At 72.4% G+C, this 13,909-nt stretch carries 9 protein-coding genes; 6 read left to right on the top strand and 3 right to left on the bottom strand.

The annotated features are described in order from the left end of the window. Positions 1-443 precede the first annotated feature (443 nt). Together QFW77_RS05425 and QFW77_RS05420 are read left to right on the top strand one after the other, a co-directional pair. A complete protein-coding gene (locus QFW77_RS05425; RefSeq protein ID WP_280573342.1) occupies positions 444-1,364 on the top strand; it encodes an RNA polymerase sigma factor sigma-70 region 4 domain-containing protein in 921 nt (306 codons plus the stop codon). Further along, positions 1,354-1,983: a DUF3106 domain-containing protein gene (locus QFW77_RS05420; RefSeq protein WP_280573341.1), complete on the top strand. Its 630-nt coding sequence runs from the start codon at positions 1,354-1,356 to the stop codon at positions 1,981-1,983. Before QFW77_RS05425 ends, QFW77_RS05420 begins: the two co-directional genes overlap by 11 nt. An 18-nt stretch (positions 1,984-2,001) precedes the next feature. Here QFW77_RS05420 and QFW77_RS05415 read toward each other — a convergent pair whose 3' ends face one another. Then, positions 2,002-3,126 carry a DUF3667 domain-containing protein gene (locus QFW77_RS05415; RefSeq protein WP_280573340.1) on the bottom strand — a complete coding sequence of 375 codons (1,125 nt, stop codon included), beginning with the start codon at positions 3,124-3,126 and terminating at the stop codon, positions 2,002-2,004. A gap of 140 nt (positions 3,127-3,266) precedes the next feature. On the opposite strand from QFW77_RS05415, the gene QFW77_RS05410 reads away from it, so the two are divergent. Both QFW77_RS05410 and sppA read left to right on the top strand, forming a co-directional pair. Then, positions 3,267-4,652, top strand: coding sequence for an MATE family efflux transporter (locus tag QFW77_RS05410; RefSeq protein WP_280573339.1), 1,386 nt, complete (start codon positions 3,267-3,269; stop codon positions 4,650-4,652). A 61-nt stretch (positions 4,653-4,713) separates the two neighbouring features. After that, positions 4,714-6,603 carry a signal peptide peptidase SppA gene (gene sppA, locus QFW77_RS05405; protein ID WP_280573338.1) on the top strand — a complete coding sequence of 630 codons (1,890 nt, stop codon included), beginning with the start codon at positions 4,714-4,716 and terminating at the stop codon, positions 6,601-6,603. 70 nt (positions 6,604-6,673) lie between these two features. Here sppA and QFW77_RS05400 read toward each other — a convergent pair whose 3' ends face one another. Beyond that, positions 6,674-7,702, bottom strand: coding sequence for a sugar kinase (locus tag QFW77_RS05400; protein ID WP_280573337.1), 1,029 nt, complete (start codon positions 7,700-7,702; stop codon positions 6,674-6,676). A gap of 196 nt (positions 7,703-7,898) precedes the next feature. Between QFW77_RS05400 and QFW77_RS05395 the strand changes: the two genes are divergently transcribed. Both QFW77_RS05395 and QFW77_RS05390 read left to right on the top strand, forming a co-directional pair. Then, positions 7,899-10,703, top strand: a complete 2,805-nt coding sequence (locus QFW77_RS05395) for a TonB-dependent receptor (protein ID WP_280573336.1) — start codon at positions 7,899-7,901, stop codon at positions 10,701-10,703. A gap of 58 nt (positions 10,704-10,761) precedes the next feature. Next, entirely contained in the window at positions 10,762-11,496 is a 735-nt protein-coding gene (locus QFW77_RS05390; RefSeq protein WP_280573335.1) for a ThuA domain-containing protein, read from the top strand. 27 nt (positions 11,497-11,523) lie between these two features. Here QFW77_RS05390 and QFW77_RS05385 read toward each other — a convergent pair whose 3' ends face one another. Then, positions 11,524-13,899, bottom strand: coding sequence for a glycoside hydrolase family 95 protein (locus QFW77_RS05385; protein ID WP_280573334.1), 2,376 nt, complete (start codon positions 13,897-13,899; stop codon positions 11,524-11,526). Positions 13,900-13,909: the final 10 nt, after the last annotated feature.

The raw sequence follows: 13,909 nt of genomic DNA, 5'->3' as shown, positions 1-13,909 counted from the left end.
GCCCGCCCCGAGTTGCGGGCCAATGCTCCATCCGGCTGTGCGTTGTTGCGTGCAAGCCCCGGCCGCCAAAGAAGATTTCCCGTTATCCACACAACTTGTGGATAACCCTGTGCATGGCGGCCTCTCGGCGGGCCGTGCAGCCATCACGCATCGCGTGAACGCGATCTTGGCGAAAAAAGCGCCACATCTGGATATTCCTTTCTTATCAACGCGTTGGCCGTGAAACAGTCCCGAAACAATGCGTTCGGGCCGCGTGCAGGCGGCGTGGATGACGGTCGCGTGACCGCTGTGCACAACCGTTGTCGGCCGCCCCTGCCCGAGAGCGGTTTCCGGGCAGATGTCAAGGGCGCCGTGGCCGCGATGCGTGGCTATCATGCGGGCGCGATGACGCCCACCCACCCCCATTCCCGACTGTGACCGACGTCGCAACGGACTCCGCCGCGGTGAGCGCGTTCCTGCGCGGCGTCGAGCGCCGCGCCGCGGTGTTCGCGCACCTCCAGGGCGGCGATGCCGGGGCCGGCGATGCCGCCCTGGCCGCGGCCATGGAGACGTTCCGCGACACCGCCGCGCGGACCCCGTTCGGCGACTGGCCGCGCCGGTTCTGGGCGCAGCTGCTCGCCGCGCCGCCGCTGCGCGAGGCGCCCGCGGCGGCGCAGTGGCCCCCGCAGTTCGCGGCGCTGGCCAGGGTCGGGCACGGCCCGCGCGCCGCGCTGCTGCTGCGCCTGGTCGCCCATGTCTCCGAAGCGGAAGCGGCGGCGGTCCTGGGGATCTCGCGCCCGACCTACCGCCTGGCGCTGCGCCGGGCGCTGCCACGCGACGACCAGGGCCAGCCGGATGCCGGGTCGTGGCGCGCCCTGGGCGAGGCGGCGCAACAGGCGGTGCGGCAGTTGCCGCCGGCGCGCCTGGCCGAACTGGCGCGGATGCGCGAGGCGGTCCTGGCGGGCCGCGCCTACCTGCCGACCCCGCAGCGCGATGCCGTGCCTGGCGCCGCGCTGCGTCCGCGCTGGCTGTGGCCGGCGCTGGGTGCGGTGGCGCTGCTGACGCTGGCGGCGCTGGCGGCGACGTTCGTCCTGCCGGGGGCGGGGGGCGGTTCCGCCCCGCCCCCGGGAATCGTCTCCGAGCCGCTGCCGCCGGCGGAGCCGCCCGCCGCGGTCTACGACGCCGAGATCGCGCTGCTGACCCATCCCGACTTCGAACTGCTGAGCGCCGATGGAGGCGATGCCGCCGCCCGCGACCCCGCCTTCCATGCCTGGCTGGCGGTGCTGCTCGAGCGCGGCGGCGACCAGGACATCGCGCGCCCGCAGCGCGACGAGACCCCGGCCGATTCCGACCAGGCCACCCTCGAGCCGGCCGATGCGCGCTAGCCTGGTCGCGGCCGCGCTGGCGCTGCTGCTGGCTCCGGCGGCGCTGGCGCTGCCGCCTGCGCTGCAGCGCCACGCCGCTGCGCTGCCGTCCGCCGAACGGGCGCGGCTGGCCCAGCGCCACGCCCGGATGCGGGCGATGTCGCCGCAGCAAAGCGCCGAGCTGCGCCGGCGCGTCGCCGAATGGGATGCGCTGCCGCGGCAGGTGCAGCGCGAGCGGCGCGACGCCTGGGCGGCCTGGCAGGCGCTGCCCGAATCGGAGCGCGAGCGCCTGCGCGAGGCCGCGCGCACCTACGCCGCGCTCCCGCCCGAGCGGCAGCAGGCGCTCAACCAGCGCTGGGCCGAACTCGACGGCTACGAACGCGCCGGCTGGATGCTCGGGCCGGACCTGGGGGCCGACTGGCCGCAGCTGCACGGCCTGTTCGCGCTGGTCCCCGAATCGGAGCGCGCCCCGCTGCTCGAAGCGCTGCGCGGGCTCGGCGCCCGCGGCCGCGCCGACCTGGCGGTGCTGGCGCAGCGCATCCCGCCGGAACGGCGCGCCGATCTGCGCCGAGCGCTGCTGACCACACCGCCCGAGAACCGCGGCGCCTGGCTGCGGCGCCAGGTCGGCCCGGCGCCGTGAGCGGTCGCCGCCGCGCCGCTACATTCCCGCGATCGCGTACAGCCCGGTGCCGAGCGCCACGAACAGGAACATGAAGAGATAGATCTGGCCGAGGATGCAGTACTTGAGCAGGGTCTTCAGCCAGCCCTGCCGGTACACGCGCCGCTGCATCAGCAGCAGATACAGCGGCATCGATGCCAGCAGCAGGGCCTGCAGCCAGCTGACCGGGTGGATCGCCCAGGGCAGCGCCGGTGCCAGCCAGCCGCCCAGCAGCGCCAGCGCGAAGACCATCAGCAGCGCGAGCATCAGGAACGCGTGGCTGTAGAGCGCGACCACCACGTGTTCCAGGTAGGTTCGGGGATGGCGCACGTAGAGCAGCTTCAGCAGCGCGGCGAACAGCGGCACCAGGATGAACAGCGTCATCGGTGCGGCGCCGATCAGGGTGCGGGCCATGGCGGCGGCGCCGTCCCGGCGCGCGGAGTAGGCCTCGAGGTTGCGCTCCAGGCGCGCGTCGAAGCCGTCCTCGTCGCGCGGTTCCGGCTCCGCGCCCGCAGCGCCGTCGGCCCCATCGCGCGCGGCGCGCTCGAGCCGGCGGCGGCGGGCCGCCGCTTCGGCGTTCACCACGCGCTCGGCCGCGGCGATCCGCGCGCGCGCCGCGTCCGCCGCGTCCGCGCCCAGCGCCGCACGCTCGGCCGCGAGGCGTTCGAGTTCGCGATCGCGCAGCGCATCCACCGCCTCCACGGTCGGTGCCGCGGCGAAGCCGGCGCGGTCGATCTCGTAGGTCTCCACCGCGCTGGTCTCGGTGGCCCTGGCAGCGTCCTGCGGGGCGAACGCATCGCCGATCGCCAGCTTGGCCACGAACACGGTCAGCAGGCTGAGGATCACGAACAGGCGCATCGGCGCGACATAGCGCACCCGGTGCCCTGCGAGATAGCGGTTGGCCACCCGCCCCGGCACGAACATTTCGCGCAGGGTGCGGAAGATCCGGCCGTCCAGGTGCCAGAACGACTCGAACACCTCCTCGATCGCATGCCCCAGATGCCGGGTCGGGCTGTGCTCGGACTGCCCGCACAGGTGGCAGAACGCGCCCTGCAGGGCGGTGCCGCAGTTCTCGCAGGCGCGCAGCGGCGCGGGAGCGTCCGGGGACGGGCTGGGGACGGACATTCGCGGGGTTCCCTGGCATGGCCGCGCGGACGGGCATGCGTTCGTAGGCCTGGCCCATTAAGATAGCGGCCCGCCAGGACCCGGCGCCAGCGCCCGACATCCGCTCGGCCGCGCGGCCGCAGTCCGCAACGGACTTCCCCATGTCCCCGTCCGCTCCCGCCGCGCCGCGCTTCGGCAGTGAAGTGCGCACCACCGCCGTGTTGGCCGGGCCGCTCGTCGCCGGCCACGTCGCCACCGGCATGATCGGCCTGGTCGACAGCATGATCGCCGGGCGCCACGGCACCACCACCCTGGCCGCGGTCTCGGTGGGCACGGCGATGTTCTGGCTGCCGATCATGATCCCGATGGGCACGCTGATGGCGCTGCCGCCTTCGGTGTCGCAGCTCGACGGCGCCGGCCGCCGCGGCGGGATCGGCGCGCTGTTCCGGCAATCGCTGTGGCTGGGCCTGGCGCTGGGGCTGCTGCTGTTCGTCTTCATGACCTTGAGCGTGCACGCGCTCGCGCCGCTGGGCATCGCCGCGGGCATCCGCCCGGGTGCCGCCGAGTTCCTGCACGCGATCCGCTGGGGCGTGCCGGCGCTGACGCTCTACTACTGCATGCGCTATCTCAGCGACGGCCTGCACTGGACCCTGCCGACGATGCTGTTCGGCTTCGGCGGCCTGCTGCTGCTGGTGCCGGTGGGGATCGTGCTCACCTTCGGTCTGTACGGGCTGCCGGAACTGGGCGCGGCCGGGATCGGTTATGCCTCCTCGGTGATGCTGTGGGCGCAGGCGGCCGGCTTCGCGCTCTATCTCGCCCGCGCACGCCGCTTCGCCGACCTCGGCCTGTTCGCGCGTTTCGACCCGCCGCGCTGGGCGCCGATCCGCGAGATGCTGCGCGTCGGCCTGCCGATCGGGGTGACCGTGGCGATGGAGGGCGGGCTGTTCATCGCCACCGCGCTGCTGATCGGCCGTCTCGGCGAGGTGCCGGCGGCGGCGCACCAGATCGCGATCAACGTGGCGGCGCTGTGCTTCATGGTGCCGTTCGGCCTGGCCGAGGCCACCACGGTGCGGGTGGGGCACGCGATCGGCGGCGGGCTGGGGGCGCCGGGCGTGCGCCGCGCCGCCTTCGCCGGGCTGGCGCTGGTGCTGGGCACCCAGACCCTGACCGGCATCGGCCTGCTGACCGGCAACGAATTCATCGCCGGTCTCTACACCGGCGACGCCGCGGTCGCGGCCCTGGCCGCCTCGTTGCTGCTGCTGGCGGCCGCCTTCCAGTTCCCCGACGGCATCCAGGTGCTGTCCGCGGGGGCGCTGCGCGGGCTCAAGGACACCCGGGTGCCGATGCTGCTGGCGGCGCTGGCCTACTGGGGCGTGGGCATGGCGCTCGGCGCCGGGCTGGGCCTGGGGCTGGGCTGGGGGCCGCGCGGGATGTGGATCGGGCTGATCGCCGGCCTCACCGTGGCGGCGCTGCTGCTGGGGTTGCGGTTCCTGCGCAGCAGCCGGCGGGTGGCCGCGCCGCCAGGCACGGTGACCTCCGGCGCATGAATCCCCGGCGCCGGACGGCTAAGCTGTGGCCAGACCCGATCTCTTTCCGGAGCACAATCCGATGAACGAACCGCGCCGTCGCGGTCCCGTGGCCCGCCTGCTGGGGGGCATCTGGGATGCGATGAACTTCACCCGGCGGCTGGTGTTCAACCTGCTGTTCTTCGCTCTGCTGCTGTTCGTGCTGGCGGTGCTGGCGGCCGGCGACACCACCCGTCCGATGCTCGACCGCACCACCCTGGTGATCGCCCCGGAGGGGCGCATCGTCGAGCAATACACCACCGACCCGGCCTCGCGCGCGCTGGCGCGCATGCTCGGCGACGACAGTGCGCCGGAGGTGCAGCTGCGCGACCTGCTGCGCGCGATCGAGGCCGCCGCCGCCGACGAGAACGTCGAGCGCGTCTACCTGCGCGTCGACCGGCTGCAGCCCTCCGGCATCGCCATCCTGCGCGAGGTCGCCGGCGCGCTGCGCGACCTGCGCGCCGGCGGCAAGCAGATCGTCGCCTACGGCGAGTCGTTCTCGCAGGGCGCCTATCTGCTGGCGGCGCAGGCCGACGAGATCTACATCGACCCGATGGGCAGCGGCGTCGGCCTCGAGGGCTTCGCCAGCTACGGGCCGTACTTCGGCGAGGCCCTGCAGGACAAGCTCGGCGTCGACGTCCACGTGTTCAAGGTCGGCGAGTTCAAGTCGGCGGTCGAGCCCTACGTGCTCAACGCCGCTTCGCCGGAGGCCAAGCAGGCCGACCTGTACTGGCTCAACGACCTGTGGCAGCGCCACCTGGCCGACATCGCCGAGGCGCGGGGGCTGAGCGTGGAGCAGCTCGAGGCCGGCATCGACGGCATGGCCGACGGCGTCGCCGCGCTCGGCGGGGACCTGGCGCGCTACGCGCTGGAGCAGGGCCTGGTCGACGGTCTCAAGACCAGCCGCGAGGTCGAGGACCTGCTGGTCGAGCGGGGCGTGGCCGACGAGGACGCCGAGGCCGGTTTCCGCAGCGTCGACCTGGACGGCTACCTCGCGCACGTCGACGGCGGCCTGCCGCGCACGCCACGCGAGCGCCAGGTGGCGGTGGTGGTGGCCGAGGGTGCGATCAGCGACGGCATCCAGCCGCCGGGCAGCGTCGGCGGCGAATCGACCGCGGCGCTGCTGCGCGAGGCGCTAGAGGACGAGCACGTCAAGGCGGTGGTGCTGCGGGTCAACTCGCCGGGCGGTTCGGCCTATGCCTCCGAGCAGATCAACCGCGAAGTCGTGGCGTTGAAGGCGGCCGGCAAGCCGGTGGTCGCGTCGATGGGCCACGTGGCCGCCTCGGGCGGCTACTGGATCAGCATGAACGCCGACCGCATCTTCGCCGATCCGTCGACCATCACCGGATCGATCGGGGTGTTCGGGCTGTTCCCCAACATCACCCGCACCCTGGATCGCATCGGCGTGCATACCGACGGCGTCGGCACCACCCGGCTGGCCGGCGCGTTCGACATCACCCGGCCGCTGGAGCCGGACGTGGGCCGGTTGATCCAGGCCAGCATCGAGAAGATCTACAACGATTTCGTCGACAAGGTCGCCGCCGGTCGCGGCGCCCGCCCGGCGGCGATCGACCGGGTCGCGCGTGGCCGGGTATGGAGCGGTGCGCAGGCCAGGGACCGCGGCCTGGTCGACGAACTCGGCGGCTTCCGCGCCGCCATCGCCGATGCCGCGCGCCGCGCCGAGCTCGGCGAGGGCGACTACCGGGTCCGCTACATCGAGAAGGAGGCCTCGCCGTTCGCCAAGTTCATGGCCGACCTGGCGGGCACCCGCGCCGGCGCGGTACTGCTGCGCGATGCCGGCCTGGCGCAGCTGCTGCTCGCCCGCACGGTGCCCGAGCTCGAGCGCCACGTGCGCGTGTTCGAACAGGCGCTGGCCAACGATCGCGGCGTCGCGGCGCGCGGCATGGCCTACTGTTTCTGCCCGGTGTTCTGACCACCCTCGCGATCGGGTTTCCGCGGCGCCCGGCCAACGCCGGGCGCCGTCCGTTGCGGTCCCGTGCGGGTCAGCGCCTGACGTCCAGGCGCTCCTCGCGCGCGCAGGCCGCGATCTCGTCGGCCGAGGCCAGATGCGCGTCGCCCGGCTGGGCGTGCTTGAGGCAGGCCGCGGCCAGCCCGAAGCGCAGCGCGCCGCGGTCGTCCATGCCGGTGAGCAGGCCGTGCAGCACCCCGGCGGCGAAGGCGTCGCCGGCGCCGATGCGGTCGACGATCCCCTCCAGCTGGCGCGCCGGCGCGCGTTCCACCCCGCCGCCGCGGGCCACCATCAGTGCGCCGAGCGAGTGCCGGTCGACGCTGTGCTGGACCCGCAACGTGGTGGCGATACGCTGCAGCCGCGGAAACGCGGCGAAGGCGCGGGCGGCGGCCGCGACGATGCGCGTCTCGTGGTCGTCCGCGGCGGCCGCGGGGTTCTCGCCCAGCACCACGCCGATGTCGCGGTGGTCGGCGAAGGCGAGGTCGGCCTCCGCCAGCAGCTGCTGCAGGATCGCCGCCGGGTCGCCGTCCCACGCGGCCCACAGGCGCGGCCGGAAGTTGCCGTCGAACGACACCAGCGCGCCGGCGGCGCGGCCGGCGCGCGCGGCGGCGATGGCCGCCTCGGCCGCAGGTTGGCCGAGGGCGGGCGTGACCCCCGACAGGTGCAGGCAGTCGACGCCCTCCAGCAGCGCCGGCCAGTCGTGGCCGGTGGCCGGGGCCGTGGCGAACGCCGAGCCGGCGCGGTCGTACAGCACCTCGCTCGGGCGCAACCCGGCACCGGTGGACAGGAAGTAGAGGCCCATGCGCCCCGCAGCGCGGCGCACCGCGCCGGTGTCGACGCCGTGGCGGCGCAACTCCCCAAGCGCGGCGTCGCCGAGCGCATCGTCGGAGACCGTACCGGCGAGCGCGGCGGCATGCCCCAGGCGCGCCAGCGACACCGCCACGTTGGCCTCGGCCCCGCCCACGTGCACGTCGAAGCGCGGCGACTGCAGCAGCCGTTCGCGGCCGGGGGCGCCGAGCCGCAGCAGCAGCTCGCCGAAGCAGAGGATCCGTCGTTGGGTCATGTCGTCTCCGATGCCGCGGGACCGGCGCGTGGGACCGCCCGGAAGCCTTGCCGCAACGCAGCATGCTTCGCCGACGGAGTTTTGCTACGGTTTTGACCAGCGGTGTCATTCCGGCCGCAGACCACACGATAGCAAGCGGGTTCACCCAGTCAAGAACCGCCACACAGAGCGGAACGACGCCAGAGGAGGGGATGCAATGCGGTATCGACTCGAGACAAAAAAGACACCGGTTACCTTGCTGGCTGCGGCGATCGGCGTGGCGCTGCAGGTCGCTGCCGCCACGGCCCTGGCGCAGCAGCCGCCGCAGCAGCAGCCCGACCAGGCCCCGGCCACGCCGGCCGCCAGCCCGGCGCCGGACGCCACCGAACTGGACGCCATCCAGGTGGTCGGCTACCGCGCCAGCCTGGTCCGCGCGCTGGATCTCAAGCGCGACAGCGTCGGCTCGATCGATGCGATCGTCGCCGAGGACATCGCCGACTTCCCCGACCAGAACCTGGCCGAGTCGCTGCAGCGCATCCCCGGCATCACCATCACCCGCGACTCCGGCGAGGGCCGCAACATCTCCGTGCGCGGCCTGTCCGGCGAATTCACCCGGGTCCGGGTCAACGGCATGGAGGCGATCGCCGCCACCGGCGGCGAGGGCGGCCCCAACCGCGGCCGCGATTTCGACTACAACGTGTTCGCCTCCGAGCTGTTCAACTCGATCATCGTCCACAAGACCGCATCGGCCGGCCTCGACGAGGGATCGCTGGGCGCGGTGGTCGACCTCAACACCGGCAACCCGTTCGGCTACGAGCACGGCCGCACCTTCGTGGTCTCGGGCGAAGGCCAGTACAACGACGTCACCGAGGACGCCGGTCCGCGCGCGGCTGCGCTGTTCGCCTATCGCGATCCAGGAGACGTCTGGGGGGTGTCGTTCTCGGCCGCCTATTCTGACAACACCACGCAGGAACTCGGCCAGAACACGGTGCGCTGGCAGCAGGCCGAGTTCCGCTCGGTGGGGGGCGTGGTGTGCGCCGACAACCCGGCCGACCCAGGCTGCGCCGAGGTCGCCGAAGCGTTCCATCCGCGTATTCCCCGCTACGGCATGATCGAGGTCGAGCGCGAGCGCCTCGGGCTCACCGGCAGTTTCGAGCTGCGGCCGAGCGATTCCACCCGGCTCAGTGTCGATGTCCTGCATTCCAAGCTCGACGCGGCCCGTCGCGAGAAGTGGCTGGAGGTGCTGTTCCGCGGCAACGAGGACGGCATGGACGTCACCGACTACGCCATCGACCCGGTCACCAACAACCTCGACATGATGGAGGTCGACAACGCCTGGGTGCGCTCGGAGAACTTCGAGAAGGCCTGGACCACCGAGTTCACCCAGTGGAGCGTCGATCTCGAACAGCACTTCACCGACGCGGTCTCGGGTCACATGATGATCGGCCGCTCGACCTCCAAGCTCGAGTTCCCGCACGAAATCACCTTCATGTACGACGACCGCGACTACGACGGGTTCGTGTACGACTACACCGACGACGAATACCCGGTGATCGCGTACAACGGCGCCGACGTCAACGATCCGGCGATCTTCCAGATGTCGGAGTTCCGCGACCGGCCGAGCCGCACCGACCATACCTTCGACACGGTCTCGGCCGACGTGGAGTGGGCCTTCAGCCCTTCCTACTGGCTGCAGGCCGGCGCGACGTACCGCAAGTTCGAATTCGAGACCTGGGGCGGCATCCGCGATTCGGGCGTCTGCGCGGCCGGGCTCTACGACTGCGATCCGGACGGCGACGGCGTCGACGACTTCTACGGCATCCCCGCCACCGGCGATCTGTCGGAAGGCTATCGTTTCGACGACGACACCGGCCCGGGCTCGACCACCCAGTGGGTCGTGCCAGACCTCGATGCCTGGAGCGATTTCATCGGCCTGCGCGGCCTGCCGATGCGCCTGGACCAGGGCAACGTCCGCGGTGTCGTGGAAGAGGACATGGCGTATTTCCTGCAGTTCAACGGCGCCACCGAACTGGCCGGGCGCGACCTTCGCTTCGACCTGGGCGTGCGCTACGTCGAGACCGACCAGTCGTCGGGCGGCTACAACTCGGGCGTGTACGTGATCGTCGACCGGCCCACCTACACCGACACGCTTCCTTCGGCCAACTTCGCCTGGTCGCTCACGCCGGACCTGATCTGGCGCGTGTCGGCGGCGAAGGTGATGACCCGGCCGGGGTTGGGCAGCCTCACCCCTGGCGGCAGCGTCGACAGCTTCAACTACCGCGTCTCGTTCCAGAACCCGTTCCTCGATCCGACCCGCGCCAGCGCCTTCGACACGGCATTGGAGTGGTACTTCGCGCCGGAGTCGATCCTTTCGCTGGCGGTGTTCTACAAGGACATCGACTCGCGACCGATCCGCACCGAGCGCACCGGTACCTACGCCTCCACCGGGCTGCCGCTGTCGCTGCTGGTGCCGACCTCCCCGGCCGAGCAGGATCCGGAAGGCCGGCCGTGGACCATTTCCACCGTCGACAACGGTCCCGGCGGCAAGCTGAAGGGCTTCGAACTCGGCTTCCAGATGCCGTTGTCGCTGTTCGCCGAGGGCGTGCCGCTGCTGCGCAACATGGGCGTGATCGGCAATTACACCTGGGTCGACTCCGAGGTCGATTACACCTTCGGCGACGAAATCGTGACCGAACGCCTGTTCGGCCTGTCGAAGAACTCGTACAACTTCACCCTGTTCTACGAGAACCAGCGCTTCGACGCCCGCGTTTCCGCGGCCTATCGCAGCGACTACATCGACGGGACCAGCGGCACCGGCAACCGCTTCGAGGGCTACGAGGGCACGTTGAACGTGGACGCTTCGCTGGGCTACAAGTTCAACGAGCGCTTCGAGATGACCCTCGAGGGTCTGAACCTGACCGATGACTACCAGGACCGCTGGACCGATATCACCGCCCGCCGGCGCTACGAGTACGACCACACCGGCCGGGTCTACAAGCTCGGGTTCCGCTACCGGTTCTGAGCGGCCGCCACCGCCGGGCCCCCGGGCCCGGCGGAGCACGCGGTTCGCAGCCGCGGGCATGGTCGTCCTGGCCGCCGCCTCCGCGTCCGCGGCGGTGCCGATGGCGGCCTCCCCGGCGCCGGAGCGGGATGGCCCGGGGGCCCGGGTGCTGGTGTTCACCGCCACGCGCGGCTGGCGGCACGACTCCATCGGGCAGGCGGTGGAGACGCTGCGCGGCCTGGCCGGCGAAGCCGGGCTGCGATTCGCGCATACCGAGGATCCGGCGCGGTTCACCGCGGCGGAACTGGCCCGCTACCGCGCCGTGGTGTTCGCCAACACCACCGGCGACGTTCTCGACGAGGCGCAACAGGCCGCGCTGCAGCAGTTCGTGCGCGCGGGAGGCGGCTTCATGGGCGTGCATTCGGCCGCGGACACCGAACACGGCTGGCCGTGGTACGGCGAGCTGGTCGGCGCCTGGTTCGAGAGCCATCCGCCCGGACTGCAGACCGCGCGCGTGCGCTTCGTCGATCCGCCGGGAGCGGCGGACGGGACCTGGCGGGTCACCGACGAGTTCTACAACTTCAAGCGCGATCCGCGCGACCGGGTCCGGCTGATCGCGACGCTGGCGAGCGGCGACTACGAGGGCGGCACGATGGGCGTGGACCACCCGATCGCCTGGTGCCGGGAGTTCGACGGTGGCCGCAGCTGGTACACCGGCCTGGGGCACGCCCCGGGCCTGTACGCCGACCCGGTGTTCCGCGCGCACCTGGCGCGTGGCCTGCGCTACGCGGCCGGCGCCGACGACGACTGCTGATCGCGCGGCGGGGCAGGACCGCAGCGGTCATGCCCGCTGCAGCGCGCCGTCTTCGCCCCGGTGCAGCGTCGCGTGTTCCCCGGCCTCCAGCACGACGGCCAGCGCGCTGCCGCGCCACGAGACGCGGTACTCGCCGCCGCGATCGCTGGTCAGCCGCGCCGAATCCAGCGCGCCGTCGCGCCACGCCAGGTCCAGTCGCGCGGCGCCGCGCAGGCGCGCGCCCTCGAAGCGCCCGTTCGGCCACCGCGGCGGCAGCGCCGGCAGCAGGAAGATCTCCCCGCCCCAGTCCTGCACCACCATCTCGGCGATGCCCGCCGCACCGCCGAAGTTGCCGTCGATCTGGAACGGCGGGTGTGCATCGAAGAGATTGGGATAGGTCCGCGCATGGCTGAGCAGCATCTCCAGCACGCGGTAGGCATGGGCCCCGTCGCCCAGCCGCGCCCACAGGTTGATGCGCCAGCCGATGCCCCAGCCGGTCGCCTCGTCGCCGCGCAGCCGCAGCGAGGTGCGCGCCGCGGCCGCCAACCCTGGGGTGTCGCGCACGTTGATCGCGTGCCCCGGGTGCAACGCATACAGGTGCGAGACGTGGCGATGATCCGGCTCCGGAGCGTCGAGGTCCCAGTCCTGGCGCCACTCCTGCAGCTGGCCGCCACGGCCGATGCGGTCGGCGGGCAGCCGCGCCGCGGCCGCGTCCGCCCGTTCGACAAGCTCGCGATCGACCTTCAGGCGCATCGCGGCCTCGGCGAACTGGGCGAACAGATCGCGCAGCAACTGCGAGTCCATCGCCGGCCCCGCGCACAGCGACGAGCCGTGCGGGTGCCGGTTCTCGGGGGACAGCGAAGGATTGGTGACCAGCTCGCCGGTGGCCGGGTCCTCGACCAGGAAGGCCAGGTAGAACTCGACCGCGCCGCGGAACAGCGGATAGATCCGCCGCAGGTAGCCGGGGTCGCGGCCGTAGTCCCAGCGATCCCAGAGATGTCGCAGCAGCCAGGCGCCACCCATCGGCCACAGGCCGAAGCGCGCGCCGTCGATCGGCGCGGTCTGCCGCCACAGGTCGGTGTTGTGGTGAACCACCCACCCCGGGGCGCCGTACATCCGGCGCGCGGTGCGCGCGCCGGCCTCGGCCAGCTCGAACACCATCCGTTCCAGCGGTTCCACGCACTCGGGCAGCGCACCGACCTCGGCCGGCCAGTAGTTCATCTGGGTGTTGATGTTGAGCGTCCACTTGCTCGACCACGGCGGGTCCTGCAGGTCGTTCCAGATGCCCTGCAGGTTGGCCGGTTGCGACCCGGGCCGCGAGCTCGAGATCAGCAGGTAGCGCCCGTACTGGAAATACAGCGCCGCCAGCGCCGGGTCGTCCTCGCTCGCGAACCGCTCCACCCGTTCGTGCGTGGGGCGCTCGGCGGCAGGGGTGCGGCCCAGGTCGAGCGTGACGCGGCGGAACAGGCGCCGGTGTTCGGCGACATGCTCGCTGCGCAGCGCCTCGTAGCCGCGCGCGGCAGCGGTTTCGATCTGGTGGCGGGTGATGGCTTCGGGGTCGCCGCTCACATCGTCGTAGCGCACGTGGCTGGTGGCCAGCGCGATCATCAGCACGATCTCGTCCGCACCTTCGAAACGCAGCCGCCCGTCGCGGACCGCCGCGCGGCCGCCGCGTTGCAGCAAGCGGGTGCGCACGGCGAAGCGCAGCGCGCCGGCGATGCCGTGGCGGCTGCCGTTGCGGCCGGCCAGCAACAGCCCGTCGGGCGAGGCGGTCACGGTATGGTCCAGGTCGCAGGTCGCCGAGAGCAGGCCGGTCAGTCCGCCGGGCCGATCGCATGCGAGCCGCATCACCACGCACCGGTCCACCGCCGAGACGAACGTTTCGCGCACGTGCGTCGCCGGGCCGGCGGTGAAGCGCGAGCTGGCGATCGCGGTGTCGAGGTCGAGCGTGCGCGAATAGCCGGCGACATCGTCGATGCCGTCGAAGTCGATCCACAGGTCGCCGGGCGCCTGGTACGGCATCTGCCGCAGCGGCACCGCCATCAGGGTGTCCGACGCCAGGGCCTCGGCCTCCGCGTAGCGGCCGGCGAAGATCAGCCTGCGCACCTCGGGCAGCGCCGCGCGCGCGCGGGGATTGACCGCATCGTGCGGACCGCCGGCGAACAGCGTGTCTTCGTTGAGCTGCAGCCGCTCCCGGGCCGTGCCGCCCCAGACCATGGCGCCGATCCGGCCGTTGCCCAGCGGCAGTGCGTCGACCCATTGCCGTGCGGGCACCCGGTAGCGCAGCTGCAGGTCCTGCGGGGTCATCGGCACGAATCCCGCTTCGCCGCGGCCGGCCGCGGCCGCAGCCGCAGCCGGCAGCAGCCCGAGCGCCGCCGAACCGCACGCGGCCTGCAGCATCCGGCGTCGGGAGAGATCGAGCATCGCGGGCCTC

The sequence above is a fragment of the Luteimonas endophytica genome (assembly GCF_029887875.1).
Classification (GTDB): Bacteria; Pseudomonadota; Gammaproteobacteria; order Xanthomonadales; family Xanthomonadaceae; genus Luteimonas; species Luteimonas endophytica.
This window is presented reverse-complemented; position numbering and strand designations above follow the sequence as displayed.